We start from the raw sequence: 23,489 nt of genomic DNA on the forward strand, positions 1-23,489 counted from the left end.
CGCTTTCTTTCACTCGTCATTGGTTCTGGCCGCATCCTCGATGCAAGTACCGACAGGAATCTTTGACGACGTTCTTGTTCGTGTGATGTCGAGTATGCGCGTTTCGTCTACTCGAAGGCTTTGGCCGCCCCTTCTGCGCCTCGGACATTTTTGATCGCGTCGCCGCACTCGCTTTTCGACCGAAGTTCGGGTTGCCCGCGCCTCGCCGCTGTTCGGATAGCCCGACGCGCAATACCTCGGACATCGACCGACCATAGCTGGGGTGGTCCTCACCGAACATTCCAAAGTTCGGATTCTCGGCCCCGGCGTTGGTTCCCTTTCGCTCCAGAGACCATCGTTCGCGCTGATCTTCGGAATGCTTGCGTCCGTAGAAGGGGTTGTCCTCCGCGAACCGACTGGTACCCGGTCGTCCTGTAGACCGGATCCGGGCAGCCTCCCGCATCTCAGCCGTCCACAAGACTCCGGTGGGCCCGAGCCCTCCTTGCGAGAGGTTGAGCAGCGGCTGACCATCACGCCTTAGATAGGCGATCCAATCGAACTCGGCCCGACCGAGGTCCTCGAGCCCCTCGACCCAGTGCAACTCGTCCGCAATCACCTCTACACTGGCCTGCTTGCGCAGCCAGTCATAGAACGGCGTCTTACGACCCGAGCCAGCAACCTTGAGGTGCTGGCGCAGGCGAACGGACGCAGATTTGGTGGTGAGGCCGATGTAGCGGTAATCGTAAGCCGACCGCAGTCGAACCCCGTAGATCACGCCACCTGCAGCCAGGGCCATATTTGCTCCAGTGTCATTATTCAGCCGCCACACATCACAACATGCAGGAAACGCAGTTCTCCACTTCGGTGCCTTCCAACGCCATCTGACGAAGTCGGATGTAGTACAGGGTCTTGATTCCCTTGCGCCATGCGTAGATCTGCGCCTTGTTGATGTCACGGGTCGAGGCCGTGTCCTTGAAGAACAGCGTCAAAGACAACCCCTGATCGACGTGTTGCGTTGCCGCAGCGTAGGTGTCGATGATTTTCTCGTACCCGATCTCGTACGCGTCCTGGTAGAACTCCAGGTTGTCGTTGTTCAGGTACGGCGCTGGGTAGTAGACCCGACCGATCTTGCCTTCCTTGCGGATCTCGATCTTCGCCGCAACCGGGTGGATCGAAGAGGTCGAGTTGTTGATGTAGGAGATCGACCCCGTCGGCGGTACTGCCTGCAGGTTCTGGTTGTAGATGCCGTGTTCTTGCACCGACGCCTTCAGCGCGGACCAGTCGGCCTGCGTCGGAATGTGCACACCGGCGTCGGCGAACAATGCGGCGACGCGGGACGTGGCAGGCTCCCAGACCTCGTCGGTGTACTTGTCGAAGAATTCACCCGATGCGTATTTGGAGTCCGGGAAACCCTTGAAGTATTCACCGCGCGCGATCGAGAGTTGGTTCGACGCCTGGATGGCATGGAATACCACGGTGTAGAAGTAGATGTTCGTGAAGTCGATGCCCTCGGTGGATCCGTAGTGAATCCGCTCGCGCGCCAGGTATCCGTGCAGGTTCATCTGGCCGAGGCCGATAGCGTGAGAGTCGTTGTTCCCCTGCTCGATCGACGGAACCGAGAAGATGTGGGTCTGATCGGACACGGCCGTGAGCCCGCGGATTGCCACTGCGATGGTTTTGCCGAAATCGGGCGAATCCATCGTCTTGGCGATGTTCAGCGAGCCGAGGTTGCAGGAAATATCTTTGCCGACGTGGCTGTACGACAGATCATCGTTGAACGTCGACGGAGTCGAGACCTGGAGGATTTCCGAGCACAGGTTCGAGTGAGTGATCTTGCCCTTCACCGGGTTGGCCCGATTCACGGTGTCCTCGAACATGATGTACGGGTATCCGGATTCGAACTGCAGCTCGGCGAGTGTCTGGAAGAACTCGCGTGCCTTGATCTTCGTCTTGCGGATCCGCTTGTCGTCGACCATCTCGTAGTACGTCTCGCTGACGTTGATGTCCGCGAACGGCACTCCGTAGATCCGCTCGACGTCGTACGGCGAGAAGAGATACATGTCTTCGTTCTTCTTCGCCAACTCGAACGTGATGTCCGGGATGACGATTCCGAGTGAGAGCGTCTTGATGCGAATCTTCTCGTCCGCGTTCTCACGCTTGGTATCGAGGAACTTGTAGACATCGGGATGGTGCGCATGCAAATACACAGCGCCTGCACCCTGACGCGCACCGAGCTGGTTCGCGTAGGAGAAGGAGTCCTCGAGCAGCTTCATGATCGGAATGACACCCGAGGACTGATTTTCGATTCGCTTGATCGGCGCGCCGGCTTCACGAATATTACTGAGCAACAACGCAACTCCACCGCCGCGCTTGGAGAGCTGCAGTGCGGAGTTGATCGATCGACCGATCGATTCCATGTTGTCTTCGATACGCAGCAGGAAGCACGAAACCGGCTCACCGCGCTGCTTCTTACCGGAGTTGAGAAAGGTGGGAGTCGCGGGCTGGAAACGGCCGGCGATGATTTCGTCGACCAGATCGGTGGCAAGGGCTTCGTCACCTGCACCGAGAGTCAGGGCAACCATGCAGACGCGATCTTCGAACCGCTCCAGGTAGCGCTTGCCGTCGAACGTCTTCAGCGTGTACGAGGTGTAGTACTTGAATGCACCCAGGAACGTCGGGAAGCGGAACTTCTTCGAGTAGGCGTGGTTGATGAGGAACTTGACGAACTCACGGGAGTACTGATCGAGAACCTCTGCCTCGTAATAGTTTTCCTCGACCAAGTAGTCCAGCTTCTCATCCAGGTCGTGAAAGAACACGGTGTTCTGGTTGACGTGCTGCAGGAAGTACTGATTGGCCGCTTCGCGGTCCTTCTCGAACTGAATCTCCCCATTGGGGCCATACAGATTCAGCATCGCGTTCAGCGCGTGATAGTCGAGATCACCATCCGCGCGGACGGTTGTCTGGGCGGGTGCTGTATCGGTGATTGTCGGTGCCACGGCGGGTGCTCCACTTTCTTCGTGCGTCTTGTACTGCTGAACTCGTACTGATGTCAGTAGGTGTGCGCCGCTCGTCGCGACTCCCGCTCCCAGAAATCGCCGAGACCGTCCCGAACACGAACTACGTCTTCGGGGGTCCCCATCAGTTCGAAGCGATAAAGGTAAGGAACAGCGCACTTCTGTGAAATGACATCGCCCGCAAAACAGAACGAATCACCGAAGTTGGTGTTACCAGCTGCGATGACTGCCCTGATCAAGGACCGGTTGTGCTTGTCATTGAGAAACTTGATGACTTGCTTGGGAACGTAATTGGTGTCACGGCCGGCAAATGTGGTGCCACCGCCGTAGGTCGGGACGATCAGAACGTACGGCTGATCCACCCGAAATTCTTCCGGCCGGTGAATCGGTATCCGACTCGACGGAAGATCCAACTTGGTGACGAATCTATGCGTGTTCTGCGACGCACTGGAGAAGTACACCAGTGGGTGCGTCGAGGCAGGAAGTCGAGCCGAATCGAGACCGGTGAACGTCACACCTGCTCATCTCCGTATTCTGTTCAAGCAACGCTTGCGGTGAGCGACTTGATGCGATCGGGGCGAAATCCCGACCAATGAGTGTCGCCGGCAACGACGACCGGCGCCTGCAGGTAGCCGAGCGCCATGATGTAGTCACGGGCCTCGGTGTCCTGTGAAATATCGATGATCGAGTACTCGATACCCTCCTTGTCGAGGGCGCGGTAGGTGGCATTGCACTGAACGCAAGCGGGCTTGGTGTAGACGGTGACGCTCATGGGGTTCCCTTCTCACTGTCCAGCATCGCGGAGTTCACCGAGATGCTCGTAATGCACTGCGGAATAGCTTTTCGAGCTTCTTTTTCGACTGTGTGTCGATTCCGGATATGAACCCGGATTCGAGCAGTTCCGAGCGGGATTTCACGGGCTCCGTACCGGTTTTCTCGGCGGGGAGCGTTGTGGCCTCTCGGTTGTTCAGACACTACACCTAGTGTCCGACTTATAGCTAGAACACGAGATGTTGCGAACAACATGCATGACATTCGCTGGTCACGCTCTCGAGATGGACCAAAAGTCGAGGTCGACTCGGCGTGTCGTGCATCACACATTGTTGCGGTGCGCGTACGCCTCGCAGCCAGAAATGAGCAGCCCGCGCAACCGCAAGTCGACACGCGGCGCGCGGAGGGTGAAGTTTGCGACCTGTAGGCAGCAGAGAGCCCCCGAACACAAATTCGGGGGCTCTGCAACGACGCCTCGACGGAGCAGTTCATTCAGGAGCGGCGCGCTTCGAATCAGGCGTCGACGAGCTCGTGCGATGCCTTGACCAACTCGGCCACCACAGCGGAAATCTGTGCCGACACCTCTACGTTTTCACGAGGATGCGCGGACCCGAACTTGTCGATGGTGCCGCCGATAGTGAGCACGACGTCCTCGAGAACCTTTCCGCCTGCAATGCCGACCGACTTACGCGTGTCGTCATGAGCCCACTTGGCCCCGTTACCGCTCGGCGAGGCGGAGATGACGGCAACCGGCTTTCCCTGCACTGCGCCCACCCCATACGGACGCGACAGCCAATCGATGGCGTTCTTCAAGACCGCAGGAATGGTGCCGTTGTATTCAGGGGTGACAAGGAGAAACGCGGTGGCATTCTCGGCGGCTGCACGCAGACTCAGCGCAGCCGCAGGCACCTTGCCCGCGACGTCGAGGTCCTCGTTGTAGAACGGCACATCTGCAAGTCCTTCGTACATGAGCGCGTCGGCACCCTCCGGTACGAGCGCGGCGGCGGTCTCGGCAATCTGCTTGTTCACGGAGTCGACGCGAAGACTGCCGACGAGAACGAGGACGTGCGCTTGCGACATGAAAGAAATTCCTTCGAAAGTTGAAGCTGCGACTGGTGCAGGTAGATTCTTACCACCCTAAGCGGACTGCGGTCCATTTCTATTCCAGGAACAGGTATGGTTTCGCTTGTGGCCGACTTCATGCTCCCCATTGCAGGCGAGGAAACCGAGCGCTGCGATGCTGCACGTAATCGACGCCTCTTACTGGACGCGGCCACAGAAATGGTCTCCACAGTCGGGGCGGACGCTGTCACGATGGACGCACTGGCCGCCCGAGCCGGTGTGGGCAAGGGCACAGTCTTCCGCCGATTCGGCAGCCGATCCGGGCTCATGCAAGCGCTGGTGGACCATACCGAGAAGGAATTGCAGCACGGCTTCCTTTTCGGCCCCCCACCGCTGGGCCCGGGGGCGGACCCGATCGACAGATTGGTCGCGTTCGGGCGCGCACGCTTGAACCTCGTCGAGGTCCAAGGAGAGGTCATGCGCGCGGCCGAAAACTCACCGGAACTTCGATATTCGGCTCCTGCACACAAGGTCAACTACACGCACGTGCTGACCCTCCTCCGAGCAGCCCGCGTGGAGGGCGATCTCGAACTCCTCGCTTACGGACTCCTGACACCGCTCGAAGCAACGCTGGTACTGCACCAATTCCGCGACCTCGGCATGTCGAAGCAACGGCTCGCCGACGGGTGGGAAGACCTGGTCCGCCGAGCAACCCGTCAGGAAAGCCGTACCACCGCCAACGCAGCGCGGTGAAGTGCCGCGCCATACGCAGGGCCGTGGCCCGCGGCATGCACCGCCAAAGGGTGCAACTGGTGCAACGGAATACGCGTCTTCCAGCCCTCGCGCAGTCGAAACACCGACTGATAGCCGTCGACGATATCCGCCAGAAGTGGACAACCGAATAGTTCCAGCATTGCCAGATCGGTTTCACGGTGACCGCCGTGCGCTGCCGGATCGATCATCACCGCGCCGGAATCTGTCCATACGACATTGCCTGCCCACAGATCGCCGTGAATTCGGCTCGGCGGCTCGCCGTCGTCGACACAGCCCGCCCGGACCCGCTCAGACGCACGCTCGATGTCAGCCGCCTGACTCGGCGTCACGTTCCCCACCTCGAGCGCTACCCGCAGGAACGGAAGAACCCTTTCCTCGACGTAGAACGAGCCCCACGACGAGTGCTCGACGCTCGACATGGGCCTTGCCCCGATAAATAGCTGACCATCGAAACCATCTGGAGGACAACCGAACCCACGAGCTCCGCTACCGTGGACGGTAGCGAGTCCAGCCCCGAACGCGCGGGCCGCGGCCTGCGTCGGCGAGCCGGGATCCAGTCGGGCCAGATCGATATGTGTCGGTCCGACGTCCAGCACATCGACTGTCGTGCCGCCGCCCGCTCGTAACCACGCAAGCCCGGCTGCCTCGGCTGCAAAGAAGTCGGGGTGGGCACTGCGATCGGACTTCGAAAAGGTCTTCGCTGTCATCACGTGCAGTGTACGGAGCAGACCTAAGATGGCGTGATGGCTCTCATCCGTTCGGAATTGCGCACTCGAATTCAACGTGAACTCGCGGTCCAGTCGACCATCGACCCCGCCTCCGAGATCACCCGACGCGTCGACTTTCTCAAGAACTACCTCCGTTCGACACCTGCCACGGGGTTCGTGCTCGGCATCAGTGGCGGTCAGGACAGCACCTTGACCGGAAAGCTGGCTCAACGCGCGGTCACCGAACTTCGCAGCGAAGGCGCCGAAGCAGGATTTCTTGCTGTGCGTCTCCCCTACGGCGTGCAGGCCGACGAAGACGATGCATCCATCGCACTGTCGTTCATCGATCCCGACCGGACCGTGACGGTCAATATCAAAGCATCGGCCGACGCAGCGGCCGCCTCGGTGGCGGACGCCCTGGGCAACGAGGCGGTTCGCGACTTCGTGCGCGGCAACATCAAGGCTCGTGAGCGCATGGTGGCGCAGTACGCGCTCGCCGGCGAACTCGGCTACGTCGTGGTCGGCACTGACCATGCAGCCGAGGCGATCACCGGATTCTTCACCAAATTCGGCGACGGCGGGGTGGACATCACACCTCTTACCGGACTGACGAAGCGTCAGGGCGCCGAGCTGCTGCGAGAACTCGGTGCACCGGAGAGCACGTGGAAGAAGGTGCCCACCGCGGACTTGGAGGACGATCGTCCAGCGCTTCCCGACGAGGAGGCCCTGGGTGTGACGTACGCGCAGATCGACGACTACCTCGAAGGCAAGGACGTAACCGAAGAGGTCGCAGCGAAACTGGAGAGGATGTTCTTGAACTCCAGGCACAAGCGCACGGTTCCCGTCACACCGTTCGACGATTGGTGGACCACCGAGAACTGAGCCCTCGGGCTAGCCGCCCGCGAACGGTGGCAGGATGTCGACTCGCTCACCGAACGTCGCTGTGGGATCACGCGTGAGATCGTCACCGATCAAAAACGCAGACACGCGCAGAACATCGGCCACCTTTCCGCCGTGTCTGTGAGCTACCGCAGCTTTCAACGCCGCGATATTACTGCCCATGGGCAGGTCGAATGTCTCGGCGGCACATCCCGACGCGTCCGCCGCACCGGCGAAGTAACGAACCTCAACCACCTATTGCTCCCATACTTCTCGTCGGTGGCACGAAACCTTCGGCATCGATTCCGTGTCCTGCCCACTTGTTCCACATTGCGCCACGCCACAGTGCGGCGAGTTCGTCGTCGGTTGCTCCCCCGCGCATGGCCGCCCGCAGGTCGGTTTCCTCATCGCTGAACAGACACGACCGCACTGTTCCTTCGGCAGTGAGCCGAGTTCGGTCGCAGTCGGAACAGAAGGACCTGGTGACGGACGCGATGATGCCCACGGTGGCGTCGGTTCCGTCGACTGCCCACTCCTCGGCCGGCGCGGACGGATCCTCGCGACCGACTTCGGTGAGGTCGAAACGGGTGGCGAGCACATCGAGCAGTTGCTGCGCGTCGAGCATGTTGGAACGCGCCCATTCGTGATCGGCGTCGAGCGGCATCTGCTCGATGAATCGAAGAGCCACGCCTTCGTTCAGGCACCACTCGAGCAGGTCACCTGCACCGTGCAGTGTCTCCGGCATGAGTACGGCATTCACTTTGACAGGGTTCAATCCGGCTCGCTTCGCTGCCCGGATTCCCGCCATGACAGACGGCAGACGATCGCGTCGGGTGAGTTCGGCGAAATGCGCGCGGTCGATGGAGTCGAGCGAGACATTGACTCGGCTCAGTCCGGCTTCGACGAGGCTCTCCGCCCGATGCTCCAAACCGATGGCGTTGGTGGTCATCGCAAGGGGAATGCCGGGCACTCGCTGTGCGCATCGGGCGAGAATGTCGGTCAGATCGGCCCGCATAAGCGGTTCGCCACCGGTGAAGCGCACTTCCTCGACCCCGAGCCGATGTACCGCGAGGGACACCACTCGCGCGATCTCCTCGGCAGTGAGCAGGTTCTCGGCCGGAATGGCAGGCAGACCTTCTTCAGGCATGCAATAAGTACAACGGAGCGAACACTTTTCGGTGATGGACACCCGCAGATCGCGCGCCACCCGGCCGAACCGGTCTATCAGAACCGGTACATCGGGCCGGTCGTCCACCGAGAACACCCCAGGGCTCTTCGAAGATTCGGTGTTATTGGAAGATTCGGAGCCCTTCACCGAGGGGATACCAAGTCCGACGACACTGCTGACGGTCATGTGCACCCTCCTCGAGAAACAAGAGCGAATCCTCGCTCCGACAACGCTACGCGGTCCAGTATGCCGTTCCTCACAGAACGGGGGGCCTCGGCCGTCTCCAATTTCGAAAACACGCACGCCTAGGATCGAATATATGAAGACCCGCGCCAAGTCGGCCCCGAAGGCGAGCGGAGCATGAGCGCGGCCTCGGTCGAGGACCATGCCGCTCACGTTCGACGCCTACTCGATCCCTTGAAGACACGCACCGCGGAGTCGGTCCTGCTGAGCGATGCACTGGGCCGTGTCGCCTACGCCGACGTCGCTTCGCCGGTCGATCTTCCACTGTTCAGGAATTCGCAGATGGATGGATACGCAGTCCACTCGTCGGCGATCACCACGGTTCCGGTGACCCTCGAGGTTGCGGGCACAGTGGCCGCGGGAGCGACCGGACCGAGTGCAGTGCAACCCGGCACCAGCGTCAAGATCATGACCGGCGCCCCGGTCCCGGAAGGTGCGGACACCATCGTGCCCGTCGAGCACACGACTGCAGGTGACGAGCATTCCGTAACTATCGAAGTGTCCAGACAACCCGGTGACTACATTCGCGAGCAGGGCAGCGACGTCATCGCTGGTACCACGCTGATCCACGCAGGCCAGCTTCTCGAACCTCGTCACATTGCAGTCCTTGCCGCAGTCGGCTTGTCGCACACGCAGGTTCGCAGTCGACCACGGGTTGCCGTGATCACCACCGGCGCCGAACTCGTCGAGGCGGGCTCGTCGCTTCGGCTCGGCCAAATTTTCGATTCCAATGGAATCGCACTGGCATCTCATCTTCGCAGCAACGGCGCCGAAGTCACGGGCGTACACCGCAGCTCGGACGAGCCGGCGGACTTCTATCGCATCGTCACCGCTGCTGCCGCCGAATCCGAGCTCGTCATTACCTCCGGCGGGGTGTCCATGGGCGATTTCGAGGTCGTGAAGGATGTGTTGCTCCCACTGGGCGGGCAATTCGGGCCGGTACGGATGCAGCCAGGCGGACCGCAAGGTACAGCCGTCGTCGACGGCGTTCCCGTTTTGAACTTTCCGGGTAATCCGGTGAGCACCGTCGTGTCGTTCCTGGTCTTCGCACGCGATGTGCTTCGTGAAGCAGCAGGCTTACCGCCGGTGCCCACCCGGGTGGCGAAGTTGGCAGCAGACGTCACCTCCGTCGCAGGCAAGCGGCAGTTCTTGAGAGGAAAGCTGGAGGGAGAAACCGTGACACTGATCGCCGGAGCAGGTTCGCACCTCGTTGCCGCGATGGCATGGGCTGATGTGTTGGTGGACGTGCCCGTCGAAGTGACCGAGATGACCGCAGGGTCCGAAGTGACAGTGGTGCCGTTATGACAAGTTTTTCCCATCTCGATTCCGAAGGCCGCGCCCGCATGGTCGACGTGTCGCACAAGTCCGACACCACCCGAATAGCAGTCGCTGCAGGCGAACTGGCCACCACTGCCGAGGTTGTGTCCCTCGTCCGCGCCGATGGAATGCCGAAGGCAGATGTGTTGGCCACGGCTCGAATCGCGGGTATTTCCGGGGCCAAGAAGACCTCCGAGCTGATACCGCTGTGCCATCAGCTGGCACTGTCTTCGGTCGATGTGCGCTTCGGATTCACCGAAACGACGATCACTGTCGAGGCGACGGCAAAGACCACCGGCCCGACGGGAGTGGAAATGGAGGCGCTGACGGCCGTAGCCGTCGCCGGTCTCACCCTGCACGACATGGTCAAGGCCGTCGACCCGTCCGCAACCATGAACAACGTCCGTCTGCTGAGCAAAGAGGGCGGAAAGAGTGGGCGATGGTCTCGGAGCGTCGAGAAGGCCCACGAAACACCCTGCGCTGGAACGAGATCAGCTGTTGTACTCGTAGCGTCGACCGGTGGTGCGCGAGGAACCCGCGAGGACACCACCGGACCGGTGATAGCGCGGTGGCTGCGCGAGCGCGAGTTCACTGTTCGCGGGCCGTTGGTATTTGCCGACGCCGATATCGCATCCGGCCTGGACGACGCATTGACCGGTGCGCCATCACTGGTGATCACCACCGGGGGTACAGGCGTGTCACCGACCGATGCCACCCCCGAGGCGACACGAGCAGTTCTCGATTGCGAACTCCCCGGGATCGCCGACGCGATTCGGGCCAAGGGAACCACCGTCACTCCTCATGCGACCTTGAGTCGTGGACTGACCGGGCTTGCAGGAACGACCGTCATCGTGAATTTGCCTGGGTCACCCGGGGGGGTCAAGGACGGACTTTCGGTCCTCGGGCCGATCCTCGACCATCTGCTCGCGCAGGTTGCCGGTGACGGTCTGCACGCCGAAACACAGGAAGGCGAATTGCCGTGAACGAGCCTCTGGCAGAGATCTCGAAGGATCGGATCGATATCGAAATCGTCGAGGCCGCAGTCGCCGGGCCGGAGCACGGCGCGGTCGTGCTCTTCAGCGGCGTGGTGCGCAATCACGATGGCGGTCAAGCGGTTTCCGCACTCGAATATCAGGCGCATCCTGACGCAGAGAAATTTCTCCGCGCGTGTTGCGCCGAAGTGGCGGCGCAATCAGGGTTGCCCGTCGCGGCAGTACATCGCGTCGGGGACCTGGTCGTCGGCGATGTCGCGCTCGTCGCCGCGGTCGCGTCACCACATCGCGCGGAAGCCTTCGCGACGTGCGCCACGCTCGTCGAACGCATCAAGTCCGAAGTTCCCATCTGGAAGCGTCAGCATTTCGCCACGGGTACTTCGGAATGGGTCGGCCTCTGACTGATGTGGCAGGGCGTCTGTTCACGCCGGATTCGGCGTGTATCGATGAACCGGTAGCATCGCTGCTCGATCGGTCGGGTCCCCGGCCCGGCGGATGCAGTCGAGCAGGCGGACCTCCACCAATTCTTCGTCGATATCCGTTCCGATCAATACCAGTGAGGTCGCTCTTCGCTCGTCGCGGCCCCACGTGGTCGATTCCAGTCGGATATGACGGCCGACCGTACCGAGTACGTATTTCCCCGCGTAGCCATCCACACCGAAATATACGAAACCCTTTGCGCGGTAGACCTCTCCCGAAGGATTCTCCATCACCTCGATGAAGCGGCGCGGGTCCATCGGCTCTTCGGTCTCGAAACTCGTAGTCGTATAGGCGGCGTGCAGATGCTGCGAGTGATCGCCGAGATCCTCGTCCTCGTACAGCACCTCGTCGAACGACAATTGCCGTGCCGAGCTTCTGTCGTCAGCACGTGTCGGAACATCGAAGAGCAACGCTGCGTCGACGCGGCCATGTCTGGTCACCACGATCGGGACGTCTCCGACTATCTCGCGGACACTGTCGAGGCCCGCAGCCGTCTCGGCATCGTCGAGTCGGTCGGTCTTGTTGAGTACCACGAGGTCTGCGAGGCGGAGGTGTTGTTCGATCTCGGGATGCCGTTCGACGGTGCCGCCGAATTCGACTGCATCGACGACTCCGACAAGGCCGCCATAGACGATCGCAGAATTGGCGCTGGCCAGCACCATTCGAATGAGGCTTCTCGGCTCCGCAATGCCACTGGCCTCGACCACGATCACGTCGAGTGCCCTCGCGGGCTCGGACAGAACGTCGAACATCGAATCCATTTCCTCGATGTCCACGGCGCAGCAGATGCACCCGTTACCGAGGGCCACCATCGAATCGACTTGACCTGCAACCATCATCGAATCGATATTGATCGAGCCGAAGTCGTTGACGATGACTCCGATGCGAATTCCTCGATTGTGGCGAAGCAGGTGATTGAGCAACGTCGTCTTGCCCGCACCGAGAAATCCTGAGACGAGAATTACGGGAATCCTTCGGTCTCCGAGTGCACGCGCCACGAGTCGTGAGGCTACTCGGTTGCGAGCATCTGCTTCAGCAGGCCCTGCGCGAAGTTCGACACCGACCGAACGTTGTCGTCGGTCACCAGATCCGACAATCCGTCGATCCCGACGGAATCGACGTAGGGTGCGATCCCGGCAAGCAAGCGCGCGAGCGGACTCCCCCCGGCCGAAGTCGGGGCGGCTTCGAGCTTCGGCTTACCAGCAGCAGGGGTCGCCGTGGCCGAGTCGGACGGTGCTTCCGGTCCATCCTCCACCGGTAGTGCCGCGACAGTGGTGTGCGGGCCGAGGAGATAGTCGATCAGCCCGGTGGAGATCGCGATGGCGTGCTTCAGCTGCCCCTCCGGGCTTTCGAGCACAGCAGCGTCGTCAGGATTGGAGCCGTTTCCCATCTCGACGAAAACCAAAGGCACACTGGTCAGTGCCGGCCCGGCGATGTCGGAACGCTCCTGCAGTCCGTCGACTACCCCCGCGTAGTTGGCGGCACTGAACCCGGCTCGCTCGTACGCGTCGCGCATCAGTTTCGATGCGGCCAGACCACCTTCCGACTGGGCCGCGTTGGCAGCCGCGTCGGGAATGGGGAGCGTGGGGACGATCAGGTGGAACCCGTACTTGTCTGCATCGGTGCCCACAGCCGTCGAGTCCGCATGGATGCTGACAGCGACGTCCGCCCCGGACGCACTGGCCGCTCGTGCTCGGTCATCGACACAGCCGCCCCACGCAGAGTCGTCGGCACGGCTCATGACGACCGAGGCACCGAGGCTTTCCAAACTCGATTTCACCAGCTGAGCGACGTTCCAGTTGATGGTGTGTTCGGCGACGCCGTTGACGGTGGTCATCCCTGATGTCTGGCAGTCCTTGGTACCGCCGCGGCCGTCGTCCACCTGCGCAGCCAGATTCTCGGCGTGGCCCGCTCCTTGGTGACCGGGATCCACGAAGACCGTTTTGCCGTCGAGGTCTACGCCCGAAGGTGCAGCCGACGCTGTTGCGGGAATCATCAGCGCGCCGGCCATCACACCTGCGGACAGCACGCCGAGCACAGAGGTTCTATTCATCAAGCAGTTGGACACACTCCGACGAAGTCGAGCGTGTCACTCCCCTTCCACATAGCGAATCAGCAGCCTCTGTGGCACACACCAGCAACAGCAGACACTTTCGTCACAAGTGAAGCAGAAAGTGAAGCCGAGTTGGTCGCGCGATACCGGCTGATCCGAATCTGCAAGCGGAATGTGAGCAAGTCGACACCGAACCGTTGCAGTAGGAGTAGTGAACCTGCCACGCAGTTGTGCATCTCGCGGTAGAACAGGTTCATGACGTTCGTGATTCTTCAACCCTGCTGCAACGACGCATCGTGCGTCGATGTGTGTCCAGTCGACTGTATTCACCCCACGCCGGACGAACCTGGCTTCATGACCTCGGAGATGCTGCACATCGATCCGGCTACCTGCATCGACTGCGGTGCGTGTGTGGACGAATGCCCCGTCGACGCCATCCGCGCCGACCACGAATTGGAGCCCGAGCAAGAGCGATACCTCGGGATAAATGCCAACTACTTCCAATTCCACCCGATGCAGAGCAGTGGGTACAACACGGTTGCTTCGCCCTTCAAAGGCGTCGACTTCACGGGCCGAAGAATTGCCGTCGTCGGATCAGGCCCTGCAGCGTTCTACGCCGCCACCGAACTCGCGTCCATCCGCGGTATCGAGGTCGAGATGTACGACCGCCTGTTGACCCCGTACGGGCTTGTTCGGGCGGGCGTGGCCCCCGATCATCCAGGCACCAAGGCGGTGACCGATCTCTTCCGCGCGGTCGGCGGCAAGAAGTCGGTACGGATCCATCTCGGCGTCGAGATCGGCTCCGATATCTCTCACGAAGAACTTCTCGAACACCACGATGCGGTCATCTATGCGACAGGCGCATCCAACGATCGACGCCTCGGAATTCCAGGGGAAGACCTTCCCGGCAGTCACGCAGCAGCCGAATTCGTCGGGTGGTACAACGGCCACCCCGACTACGCCGACCGCAACTACGACCTGACCAACGAGAGAGCAGTCATCGTAGGCAACGGAAACGTCGCCCTCGACATCGCTCGTGTTCTGCTGGTTTCGCCTGCAGAACTCGAGAACACCGATATCGCCGACCACGCGTTGGAGGCTTTGCGAGGCAGCAAGATTCGCGAGGTGGTAGTTCTGGGTCGACGTGGGTCCGCCCAGGCCGCATACACGAACCCCGAATTGATCGGGTTGATGAATGCTGCCGACATCGACATCGTGTTGTCGGCCGACGAAGCCGAACCAGACGCCGCCACACTGGCAGCTCTGGAATCCGGCACCGCCGAACCCTCCACCGCGTTGAAGGTGGAACTGGCTCGCGAGATTTCAGCCGGAGCCGGCCATGGCGCAGGATCCGACCCGAACCGGAAGCGCATTGTGCTCCGTTTCTGCGTTTCCCCTGACGAGATACTCGGAGAAGAGTCGGTCACCTCGATCCGTCTGATACACAATGAACTGCGAACCGATGAGTCCGGCACGGTGAAAGCCGAGCGAACCTCGACCGAGGAGATGCTCGACACCGGTCTGATTCTGCGTTCGGTCGGTTATCACGGAAGCGAGATACCAGGCGTGCCGTTCGATTCCGGTGTCGGCGTGATTCCTAACAAGGAAGGCCGCGTGATCGACAATTCAGGCGAACCGGTATCTGGAACCTACGCGACAGGCTGGATAAAGCGCGGGCCCACCGGCGTGATCGGAACCAACAAGAAGTGTGCAGCTGAGACCGTTCGGAGCCTGCTCGAAGACATAGTTGCTGACCGTCTTCCTCATCCCCGCGCGGATCGAGCGGAACTCGACCTATTGCTGGAGAAGAAAGCGCCCGACGCACTCGACTTTCCTGCATGGGCACGCATCGACAAAGCAGAGATTTCGGCTGGAAAAGACACTGGGCGTCCCCGCGTGAAGTTTGTCGGCCTGGACGAGATGCGGCTCGCAGCTCAGCCTCCGAGTACAGATCGTTCCTGATTCCAATTATTCGGATCCGAGAACTTGTTTCGTCGATATCGTAGATTCCCAGTGGGCAGATCAATACATGAACTTTCGATACACAGTCGCTGACATGGATTATTCGAGTGTTCGGTCGTATAGTTTCTTGAGTTATACGCGGATTCATCCCGATTGATCATTGGAGACCTCCAGAATGGCCAAGAAAGTTTATGTTCAACTGGTCGACGATATCGACGACAAGCCGATCGACTCCGGCGGAGAGCACATAAGCTATTCCGTCAACGGCGTCAGCTACGAAATCGACCTCAGCGACAAAAACGCCAAAGAGTTCCACCGCAAACTCGATTACTACATCGAACACTCGGCCCGTGTCGGCGGTAAGCGGGTCAAGAAGGCCGTCGGCTCCACCTCGACCGGTCAGAAACGCGATGCCAATCAAACGAAGGCTATCCGCGAGTGGGCAAAATCGAACGGATACACCATTTCGGCCCGGGGCCGAATTCCCTCGGACGTCGAGAACGCATTCGACGCTGCTCACTGACCGGGGCTGCGGCACGTCTGGGCAAGTAAATGGGGGCCACCACGAGGTGGCCCCCATTACTCGTTCACCCCCGCAAACAGCGCAAGCCCTGACCAGGATCACCGGTCCGGGCTTGCGTGTACTTCTTTCAGGACGAACTCGGTGGAGCTAAGGGGACTCGAACCCCTGACCCCCACACTGCCAGTGTGGTGCGCTACCAGCTGCGCCATAGCCCCGTACTTCACAGCCGCGCTGTTTTGCGGTTGCTCGAACGAAGTTACACCATGGCCGCATACTGCTACAAATCCGCTGCTGGGACAGGAAATGTTCGGTCAGCCGATCGATTCGATCCAGGACGAGTCGCGGAGAGCATCGACGACCTGACCATCGACGAGAACACCAGGGGTTCCGGCTGCGCCGGCCGCGGACAGGGCTTCACGGGCGCTCGCCGCATCTGCTGCGGCCACATCGGTCATCGCCCCGGACAGAATGCACTGCGTGGTCGCCTCTCCTGCGCCACTCTTCTGGGCAAGGTCGGCGAGTTCGGTGTCGGTGCGGTCGGAATCACCGTTTTCTTCGGGTTGGAATTCTGTGCCGAAAAGTCCCGCGTGAAATGCCGAATACACGATGGCATTCTCCGATGCGGCGACACAATGAGACGCAGCAACCGCCCGACTCGAGTAGCTACCGCTCGCCGAAGAAGCGTCCAGTTGTGGAAGCACAACCAGGTGATATCGGACGGCTACCGCACCGTCGTCGATCTTCTGTGCCAACTCCTGGCCGTGCTTGACTTCTAGGTCACCGCAGAAGGGACACATCGGATCTTCGAACAGATCCACGACCGGCGCGGCATTTGCTACTGCGAGCTGGACGACGCCGTCGGGAAGAACCGTCAATTCAACATTCGAATTTTTGACCGTGCCGTAACCGTCGTTGCGTGGAGTGTCACTGCCGCGCTGCCACATGACCGCCACGACGACGACCACAGCGACCACGAGTACCGCCACCGCGGCCAGAACGTACGTAGAGGTGCTCGACGTCGGTTGTGGGGTGTACTTCGCACTCGATGTTCTTTTTTGGCTCACGGTGGAAATAGTACGGAGTGCTACCCAACCGAGGCGCGAGGCGCCGGGAAGCACTTCATTGCTTACGGGCAGCTGCTTTTGCCGCGCTCGCCGTATCCTTCACAAACAGCCACCACACTGCCGCAGCGAGCAGAATCGCCCCGGACATCACGAAGGCCGTTCCGTAGGAGTAGTACTCGACCACCATTCCGGCGACGATGGGCCCGAAGATCGCCCCGACGTCGGATGCCATTTGGAATGTCGAGAGAACTGGGCCACCGCGTGCACGGGAGCCGATGATGTCGGCCACCGAGGCCTGCTGCGCCGGTGTCATCAGACCGGACCCGAAACCCGCAACGAAAGAGGCGATCATGAACAGCGCCACGTTATCGGTCAGACCGATGGCTGCGGTGCCCAGACCCGCAACGATCAGGCCTGCGACGACAAAAGGTTTTCGCCCGCGTACGTCGGAAAGCCGTCCGGAGGTGATCAGCACGAGGGCATTTCCGACCGCGAAGACCGCCAGCGCCACAGCAGCCACCGCAGCCGAGCGGTCGAGAACTGCAACGACGAACAGCGGAACCAACGCAACGCGGACACCGAACACTGCCCACCCCGTCGCGAAATTCGAGGAAAGAGCAGCACGGTAGGCGGGCACTCTCAAAGCAGCGCGTAGCGACATCATCGGCACTGCAGAACCGTGCTCGGATTCGGTCGAATCGACATTGCCGAGGCTGAAGAAGACGACGGCAGCAGCGATGATCAGAGCGATCGCGTAGATGATGAAGGGTGCTCGTAAACCCAATCCGACGACCGCTCCGCCGACGAGCGGGCCACCTATCGAACCCATCAGAAAACTCGTCGCGTAGAACCCCGATACGCGTCCACGGCTGTCCGCCGGGCTCATTCGGATGAGAAGGCCCAGAGCCGACACCGTGAACATTGTCGATCCGATGCCGCCGAGCCCCCGAAAGATCAGGAGCTGCCAATAGGTTTGGGCGAAAGCGCAGGCACCGGTCGATGCAGCCACGATCAACAATCCGGCCAGGTAGACCGGCCGCTCACCGAGCTTCTGCACCAAAAGCCCGCTGGCAGGCGCAAACAACAGTCGCATCGCCGCGAACACGCTGATGACCGCCGACGCAGCAACTACGCCGACTCCGAATTCGGTGGCGAACTGTGGAATTACCGGTGCGACGATGCCGAATCCGAGAGCTATCACGAAGCTCGCCGAGATCAAGACCCAGATTTGCGACGGCAGTGCGCCGCCCTTCACAGCGTCGGTGGGTTTCGAAGCTGTCACGATCGGTCGAGTGCCTGAGACACCAGTTCTCTCGCAGCAGTCTGAACCCGCGCGAGATGATCTTCGCCCTTGAACGATTCGGCGTAAATCTTGTAGACATCCTCGGTTCCCGATGGACGTGCGGCGAACCACGCGTTTTCGGTGGTCACTTTCAGTCCCCCGATCGCGCCACCATTACCGGGTGCGGTAGTCAGTGTGGCCGTGATCTTCTCCCCCGCAAGTTCGGTTGCCGTGACCTGATCAGCAGAGAGCTTGGCCAGGATGGCCTTGTCCTCACGTGAAGCCGGCGCATCGACCCGTGCATACACGGGACTGCCGTACTGCGCAGTGAAGTCGGCGTAGCGCTGAGACGGCGTTTTGCCCGTGACAGCGGTGATCTCGGAAGCGAGCAACGCAAGGATGATGCCGTCCTTGTCCGTCGTCCACACCTGCCCATCGGTCCGCAGGAACGACGCTCCCGCCGACTCCTCGCCGCCGAATCCGAGACCGCCGTCGAGGAGTCCCGGCACGAACCATTTGAATCCGACAGGTACCTCGAGCAGATCTTTACCGAGGCCTGCGACGACACGATCGATCATCGACGACGACACCAAAGTCTTTCCGACTTTGCAGTTCGGCGACCAGCCCGGCCGATGGGTGAACAGGTAATCGATTGCAACTGCCAGATAGTGATTGGGATTCATCAGACCACCGTCAGGTGTCACCACGCCATGGCGATCCGAGTCGGCGTCGTTTCCGGTGGAGATGTCGTACGAGTTCCGTGCCGCGATCAACGACGCCATCGCGTTGGGAGACGAACAATCCATTCGGATCTTTCCGTCGGTGTCGAGCGTCATGAAGCGAAAAGTCGCATCGACGAGCGGATTGACGACAGTGAGGTCGAGGTTGTGACGCTCGGCGATCGCCTGCCAGTAGTCGACACTCGCACCACCGAGCGGATCGGCGCCGATGCGCACCCCGGCCGACCTGATCGCGTCGAGATCGACGACGTTCGGCAGATCCTCGACGTAAGTTCCAAGGAAGTCGTATTTGTCCACCGAGGTACTCAGAGCGGTCGCCAACGACACACGCTTCACACCTGCCAGTCCACCGCGCAGAATCTCGTTCGCACGGTCCGCGATCACAGACGTGGCGTCACTGTCGGCGGGACCACCGTGCGGAGGGTTGTACTTGAATCCGCCGTCGCGCGGCGGATTATGCGAAGGTGTCACGACGATGCCGTCGGCTTTGGCCGAAGATCCGGTCGAGTTGTAGCGCAGAATCGCGTGACTGACCGCGGGCGTCGGCGTATAGCGATCTCCGGAGTCGACGAGTACCGAAACATCGTTTGCGGCAAGAACTTCCAACGCGGTGGTCCAGGCGGGCTCGGACAGAGCGTGCGTGTCACGGCCGATGAACATCGGCCCGGTGATTCCCTGCGCGGCGCGGTATTCGACTATCGCCTGCGTCGTTGCGAGAATATGGGCCTCGTTGAACGCCGTATCGAGGCTCGATCCACGGTGACCGGAGGTCCCGAAAACGACGTGTTGGCCCGGATCCGACATGTCCGGAGTACGCGAGTAGTAGGCCGTGACCAGCTGTGCGAGATCGACGAGATCCTCGGGTAGAGCAATGGAACCAGCTCGTTCGTGCGCCACGATGCGCCTCCTTCTTGTCGCCGAGTAAACCCGGAGACAACACTAGTTCCCCGGTGAAGTTTCGCATCGGCGCACCTGCGAACTGCACCCTTGAGAATGTGCAAGAGGTACCTGCTGATTTTGGCTGATCATTGCGGTCACAAACAAGAGCCGCCGTCGTGGCGGGACTGGAGACCACCTTGTCGATGCCCTCGCCTGGGAGCGATGTCGGATCGACGGCGAGAGGCGATACTCGTGTTCGAGCACAAGTGGTGGCGGGTGGCCGAGAAAGGACCTTCGATCGCCGACGAGCTCGAAATGTCGGCGGTGCGCCACTATCTGGTGTTGTTTAGTTTGTTTGATGACTGGACGCGCAGGCTGCGGAACCGGTGTTGAAGGGACTCCGCAAGATCAAAGACTCACGCCTGAAGTGGCGTGCCCAACAGAGGGGAATTACATGGCTCAGCCAGGTTGGCATTCGGACCCGGAGGGATCGGGACAACTGCGGTGGTGGGATGGGCGGCAGTGGACGTCGGCGGTTCAGCGGATACCGGTGGCTCCGACACCACCAGACGCGCCAAAGAAAACACCGCAGACGCCGGAGCAGAAACGACGGAACTATATCGCGGCCGGTGTCGTAGCCGCCGTCATAGTTGCCTTCGTCGGCTACACCGCATGGAACGACACCCGCAGCGACGATTCACACATGCAGGCAGCGTCGACCCGCAGTGAAACCACCGCAACGTCGGCATCTTCAACCCGTACAGAACGAGCGGTAGTTCCATACGAGCAGCCCCCCGTGACAGTGATGCCGCGCGTCTCTGCACCCATGGCAACGACAACGACAGCACGTCCAGGGGTTTCGCTACTGCCGCCGGCTACTTCGGCGGCCGACGCAGGCTGTACCGAACCGGACCCCAGCGTGCTCGCTGCCATCGAGGCTGCGCTCACGGACGGCCGCGTCTTGCTCGACGTCGCTGCCGCGTCCGACATCATCAACGGTGTCCAGTACGAATACGTCGGAGCCAACGTCTATCGATCCGATGGTGTCACTCGGTCCGTCTCGGGCGTGGTGTGGTTGTCGCCGGGAATCGGTGTCGTCAACCTTTCGGGCAATTCTCGTGACGTCACACCAGGGTTCGCATTCGGCCGTGGCACCTTCGGTAATGCAGGCGACGACGCAGGCTTGAAGGTTCAGGACTGTGTCAGTGCATTGGCCCGCGGCAGGTAGCCGGTGCCTCGTCCGAGCCTGCCCGTGGGTGCGCACGGGAAGATCAGCCGCACACCACTGCCGGATGGTCGGTGGCAAGCGTTGTGCCGTGCCTGGGACGCAGACGGTGAATGCTTCGCTACGTCCGGACGGCGTAAAGGATCGGCCAGCGCGGGGGACGATGCTGTTCGAGTCGTCTTCGGGGACGTTGCGTGATCCGGATACGGTGGCGCGGCAGTGGAGGCAGGTGGGGGCGACGCTCGGTTCGGATTGGGTGACGTCTCATACGTTCCGCAAGACGGTCGCGGCGATTCTCGATGATGAGGGATTGTCTGCTCGGGTGGCGGCGGATCAGTTGAGTCATGCGCAGGTGTCGATGACTCAGGATGGTATTTCGGTCGGAGTCGGGTTCATACGGTTGCGCGGATGGCGTGATGTTGAAAGCGTCCAGTAAGCGTCCTGTGGGTGCAAAAAAAAGGACCAGATCGAGTAACCCGTTTAGGTTAGTCGACCTGGTCTTTGTGGAGCTGCCGGGAATCGAACCCGGGTCCTCTGCTGCATTGCCAGGGCTTCTCCGTGTGCAGTCTGCTATGCCTCTACTTGGATCTCCCGATCTCGCAAACAAGCCAGGATGACGATCCCAGCCACTGTTTGATTTTCCTCATCACTCCGTGGCCGAGTGAATCGGTAAGCCCTCTAGCTGATGCCAGTACCCGGACCGAGGGCAAGCCCGGACTGACAGACACGCAGTCGCTACTTAGGCAGCGAGTGCGTAGTCGCGCTGATTGGAATCGGCGCTTATATTTTTGCGATGACGCTTACGGTGGTCTCTCGCCTGCACCGACACGCTTCCCCTGACTCAACATACAAAGTCGAAACCGTTCAGCCCCGTATGTTCCGAAGCACTGTGCTCCGGCTTGTCAGTGTAACGCGTGCGCCGAGCAGAATCATCCCGATACCCATGGGGATACCAACCGTGGTGTGTCAGGCGCGGTCGACCTGCCGCACAACCGCCTGCAGCGTACGACCCAGAAGGACCTTGCGGGCAGGCAGAGACCCGTACCAGAACACCCTCCCTGCGAGTCCGCGTGGGAAGAAGTAGGTTCGCTGTTCGAGTCGAGTACCACCACCCGCCGAGATGACCTGGTACTGCATCCGCGCGTCGCCCGGCAGTGATGCGGTAGACCGCAACCGCACCTCACCCGAGTTTTCCCCTTCACGATCCTCCCGACGCCAACCCTTCAATTCACCCGATTCGACAGCGCCTCGCAGTCGACTACGGATCTCGCTCGGCCCACTACCGAGAAATACGCTGCGACTGTCGCAATAGACGACCTCCCCGGCCCATGTCGGATCGGTCGGCAGTGGATCGGACGGTTGTGCCGAGTCGGAGTCGGACCACGTCGTTTCGGCCTCCCCCTCCTCGATGTTCCGCAGCGCGAGACGCACGGACTCGCGATACGAAGTCAGACCGCCTGCAGGTCGAGGGATGATCGAATCGACGTCCATTTCGTGTGCGACGGCGTCGAATTGCAAAGATTCGATGAGTGGCATGGCCAGTCCGCGCGGGATCGGGGTGACCAGTCCGATCCAGTGGCCGGCGAGACGCGGCGTCAACACCGGCAGCACCACCATCCGACGCTGGCGCAGCCCGGCCACTCCTGCGTAAATGTTCATCATTTCGCCGTACTCCATGACGTCGGGGCCTCCGACGTCGAACGTTCGGCTTTCCTTCAGATCGGCCTCAGCGGCACCGATGAGGTAGTGGAGCATGTCTCGCACCGCTATCGGCTGAATCCTGTTGTGCACCCATCTCGGCGTAGTCATGACCGGTAGACGGTTCGTCAGGTGCCGGATCATCTCGAAGGACGCCGATCCCGAACCGATCACGACACCGGCCTGGAGCACCAGGGTGGGGACCGAGGATTCGATGAGAATCCGACCTACTTCGGCGCGAGATTGCAGATGCTCCGACAGCTGGCCGTCGGTGGGGTGCAATCCGCCGAGGTAGACGATTCTTCCCACTCCGCTTTCAGCGGCGACCTCGGCGACGTTCTCTGCGCCGGCACGCTCGGCGTCCGCGAAATTGTCGTGGCCCACCGAGCCCATCGAGTGAACGAGGTAGTAGACGACGTCCACGTCCGCGAACGCAGCCTTCAGAGAATCTCGATCGTTGAGGTCACCCTGCGCGATCTCGACGTCGTCTGCCCACGGAACACCGTCCAGCTTGTCAGGGTTACGCGCCAACACTCGCACTGTGTAACCGGCGTCGAGAAGCCGCGGAGCGAGGCGTCCTCCGAGATAGCCCGTCGCTCCGGTGACAAGCACGCGAAGCGGGGTCGAGTTGATGTTGGCGGTCATCAACCCCTGATACCCCCGTAGTGGGTGATTCA

24 protein-coding genes, 1 tRNA gene and 1 other RNA gene are annotated in these 23,489 nt (G+C 61.0%); 10 read left to right on the forward strand and 16 right to left on the reverse strand.

The window, feature by feature from the left end; translation table 11 throughout:
* Positions 1-16: 16 nt before the first annotated feature.
* From H2510_RS02915 to H2510_RS02935, 5 genes are all read right to left on the reverse strand, one after another.
* Positions 17-775 carry an NUMOD3 domain-containing DNA-binding protein gene (locus H2510_RS02915; protein ID WP_186626833.1) on the reverse strand — a complete coding sequence of 253 codons (759 nt, stop codon included), beginning with the start codon at positions 773-775 and terminating at the stop codon, positions 17-19.
* A 34-nt stretch (positions 776-809) separates the two neighbouring features.
* The gene (gene nrdE, locus H2510_RS02920) at positions 810-2,975 is read right to left on the reverse strand and encodes a class 1b ribonucleoside-diphosphate reductase subunit alpha (protein WP_186626834.1); all 2,166 of its coding nucleotides are present in this window, start codon (positions 2,973-2,975) and stop codon (positions 810-812) included.
* Between the two features lie 53 nt (positions 2,976-3,028).
* Positions 3,029-3,457 carry a class Ib ribonucleoside-diphosphate reductase assembly flavoprotein NrdI gene (nrdI, locus tag H2510_RS02925; protein ID WP_186627143.1) on the reverse strand — a complete coding sequence of 143 codons (429 nt, stop codon included), beginning with the start codon at positions 3,455-3,457 and terminating at the stop codon, positions 3,029-3,031.
* A 74-nt stretch (positions 3,458-3,531) separates the two neighbouring features.
* Positions 3,532-3,765 carry a glutaredoxin-like protein NrdH gene (gene nrdH, locus H2510_RS02930; protein ID WP_084346927.1) on the reverse strand — a complete coding sequence of 78 codons (234 nt, stop codon included), beginning with the start codon at positions 3,763-3,765 and terminating at the stop codon, positions 3,532-3,534.
* Positions 3,766-4,277: 512 nt separating this feature from the next.
* Entirely contained in the window at positions 4,278-4,844 is a 567-nt protein-coding gene (locus tag H2510_RS02935; protein ID WP_186626835.1) for an NAD(P)H-dependent oxidoreductase, read from the reverse strand.
* 96 nt (positions 4,845-4,940) lie between these two features.
* Here H2510_RS02935 and H2510_RS02940 point away from each other — a divergent pair, with 96 nt between their 5' ends.
* Entirely contained in the window at positions 4,941-5,579 is a 639-nt protein-coding gene (locus H2510_RS02940; RefSeq protein WP_186626836.1) for a TetR/AcrR family transcriptional regulator, read from the forward strand.
* Here H2510_RS02940 and H2510_RS02945 read toward each other — a convergent pair.
* Positions 5,543-6,307, reverse strand: a complete 765-nt coding sequence (locus H2510_RS02945; protein ID WP_186626837.1) for a fructosamine kinase family protein — start codon at positions 6,305-6,307, stop codon at positions 5,543-5,545. The two genes, H2510_RS02940 and H2510_RS02945, sit on opposite strands and share 37 nt — an antisense overlap.
* 36 nt (positions 6,308-6,343) lie before the next feature.
* On the opposite strand from H2510_RS02945, the gene nadE reads away from it, so the two are divergent.
* The gene (nadE, locus tag H2510_RS02950) at positions 6,344-7,189 is read left to right on the forward strand and encodes an ammonia-dependent NAD(+) synthetase (RefSeq protein WP_186626838.1); all 846 of its coding nucleotides are present in this window, start codon (positions 6,344-6,346) and stop codon (positions 7,187-7,189) included.
* Positions 7,190-7,198: 9 nt separating this feature from the next.
* Here the strand turns inward: nadE and H2510_RS02955 are convergent, their stop codons facing one another.
* Complete coding sequence (locus H2510_RS02955; RefSeq protein ID WP_186626839.1) at positions 7,199-7,441, reverse strand: MoaD/ThiS family protein; 243 nt, start codon at positions 7,439-7,441, stop codon at positions 7,199-7,201.
* Positions 7,434-8,540 carry a GTP 3',8-cyclase MoaA gene (gene moaA, locus H2510_RS02960; RefSeq protein ID WP_186626840.1) on the reverse strand — a complete coding sequence of 369 codons (1,107 nt, stop codon included), beginning with the start codon at positions 8,538-8,540 and terminating at the stop codon, positions 7,434-7,436. Before moaA ends, H2510_RS02955 begins: the two co-directional genes overlap by 8 nt.
* Positions 8,541-8,714: 174 nt before the next feature.
* Here moaA and glp point away from each other — a divergent pair, with 174 nt between their 5' ends.
* Genes glp through H2510_RS02975 form a run of 3 tightly spaced genes read left to right on the forward strand, consistent with a single transcriptional unit; the run spans position 8,715 to position 11,307 of the window.
* Entirely contained in the window at positions 8,715-9,902 is a 1,188-nt protein-coding gene (gene glp, locus H2510_RS02965; protein ID WP_186626841.1) for a gephyrin-like molybdotransferase Glp, read from the forward strand.
* Positions 9,899-10,897: a bifunctional molybdenum cofactor biosynthesis protein MoaC/MoaB gene (gene moaCB, locus H2510_RS02970; RefSeq protein ID WP_186626842.1), complete on the forward strand. Its 999-nt coding sequence runs from the start codon at positions 9,899-9,901 to the stop codon at positions 10,895-10,897. The genes glp and moaCB overlap by 4 nt, the downstream gene beginning before the upstream one ends.
* Entirely contained in the window at positions 10,894-11,307 is a 414-nt protein-coding gene (locus tag H2510_RS02975) for a molybdenum cofactor biosynthesis protein MoaE (RefSeq protein ID WP_186626843.1), read from the forward strand. The genes moaCB and H2510_RS02975 overlap by 4 nt, the downstream gene beginning before the upstream one ends.
* Before the next feature lie 21 nt (positions 11,308-11,328).
* Here the strand turns inward: H2510_RS02975 and H2510_RS02980 are convergent, their stop codons facing one another.
* Together H2510_RS02980 and H2510_RS02985 are read right to left on the reverse strand one after the other, a co-directional pair.
* Positions 11,329-12,384: a GTP-binding protein gene (locus H2510_RS02980; protein WP_186626844.1), complete on the reverse strand. Its 1,056-nt coding sequence runs from the start codon at positions 12,382-12,384 to the stop codon at positions 11,329-11,331.
* Positions 12,385-12,395: 11 nt separating this feature from the next.
* Positions 12,396-13,439 carry an N-acetylmuramoyl-L-alanine amidase gene (locus H2510_RS02985; protein WP_186626845.1) on the reverse strand — a complete coding sequence of 348 codons (1,044 nt, stop codon included), beginning with the start codon at positions 13,437-13,439 and terminating at the stop codon, positions 12,396-12,398.
* 255 nt (positions 13,440-13,694) lie between these two features.
* Here H2510_RS02985 and H2510_RS02990 point away from each other — a divergent pair, with 255 nt between their 5' ends.
* Both H2510_RS02990 and H2510_RS02995 read left to right on the forward strand, forming a co-directional pair.
* Complete coding sequence (locus H2510_RS02990; protein WP_186626846.1) at positions 13,695-15,401, forward strand: FAD-dependent oxidoreductase; 1,707 nt, start codon at positions 13,695-13,697, stop codon at positions 15,399-15,401.
* Between the two features lie 175 nt (positions 15,402-15,576).
* Complete coding sequence (locus tag H2510_RS02995) at positions 15,577-15,924, forward strand: Lsr2 family protein (RefSeq protein ID WP_186626847.1); 348 nt, start codon at positions 15,577-15,579, stop codon at positions 15,922-15,924.
* Between the two features lie 142 nt (positions 15,925-16,066).
* Here the strand turns inward: H2510_RS02995 and H2510_RS03000 are convergent.
* The 4 genes from H2510_RS03000 to pgm all read right to left on the reverse strand — a co-directional run bounded on the left by H2510_RS03000 (position 16,067) and on the right by pgm (position 19,907).
* Positions 16,067-16,139: transfer RNA gene (locus H2510_RS03000), tRNA-Ala, on the reverse strand.
* Positions 16,140-16,235: 96 nt separating this feature from the next.
* A complete protein-coding gene (locus H2510_RS03005; RefSeq protein ID WP_186626848.1) occupies positions 16,236-16,988 on the reverse strand; it encodes a thioredoxin domain-containing protein in 753 nt (250 codons plus the stop codon).
* 55 nt (positions 16,989-17,043) lie between these two features.
* Positions 17,044-18,273, reverse strand: a complete 1,230-nt coding sequence (locus H2510_RS03010; protein ID WP_186627144.1) for an MFS transporter — start codon at positions 18,271-18,273, stop codon at positions 17,044-17,046.
* Positions 18,267-19,907, reverse strand: a complete 1,641-nt coding sequence (pgm, locus tag H2510_RS03015) for a phosphoglucomutase (alpha-D-glucose-1,6-bisphosphate-dependent) (RefSeq protein WP_186626849.1) — start codon at positions 19,905-19,907, stop codon at positions 18,267-18,269. The genes H2510_RS03010 and pgm overlap by 7 nt, the downstream gene beginning before the upstream one ends.
* A gap of 234 nt (positions 19,908-20,141) precedes the next feature.
* Between pgm and H2510_RS03020 the strand changes: the two genes are divergently transcribed.
* The 3 genes from H2510_RS03020 (at position 20,142) to H2510_RS03030 (ending at position 21,550) form a co-directional block, all read left to right on the forward strand.
* Positions 20,142-20,282 carry a DUF3263 domain-containing protein gene (locus H2510_RS03020; protein WP_186626850.1) on the forward strand — a complete coding sequence of 47 codons (141 nt, stop codon included), beginning with the start codon at positions 20,142-20,144 and terminating at the stop codon, positions 20,280-20,282.
* A gap of 61 nt (positions 20,283-20,343) precedes the next feature.
* Complete coding sequence (locus tag H2510_RS03025) at positions 20,344-21,117, forward strand: DUF2510 domain-containing protein (protein WP_186626851.1); 774 nt, start codon at positions 20,344-20,346, stop codon at positions 21,115-21,117.
* Positions 21,118-21,205: 88 nt separating this feature from the next.
* The gene (locus tag H2510_RS03030) at positions 21,206-21,550 is read left to right on the forward strand and encodes a tyrosine-type recombinase/integrase (protein ID WP_315901191.1); all 345 of its coding nucleotides are present in this window, start codon (positions 21,206-21,208) and stop codon (positions 21,548-21,550) included.
* A gap of 65 nt (positions 21,551-21,615) precedes the next feature.
* Here the strand turns inward: H2510_RS03030 and ssrA are convergent.
* Together ssrA and H2510_RS03040 are read right to left on the reverse strand one after the other, a co-directional pair.
* Positions 21,616-21,986, reverse strand: a transfer-messenger RNA (tmRNA) gene (gene ssrA, locus H2510_RS03035).
* A 94-nt stretch (positions 21,987-22,080) separates the two neighbouring features.
* Positions 22,081-23,457 (reverse strand): NAD(P)H-binding protein, encoded by a 1,377-nt coding sequence (locus tag H2510_RS03040; protein WP_186626852.1) that lies wholly within the window; start codon positions 23,455-23,457, stop codon positions 22,081-22,083.
* Positions 23,458-23,489: the final 32 nt, after the last annotated feature.

Source organism: Rhodococcus sp. BP22, assembly GCF_014281965.1.
GTDB lineage: Bacteria > Actinomycetota > Actinomycetes > Mycobacteriales > Mycobacteriaceae > Rhodococcoides.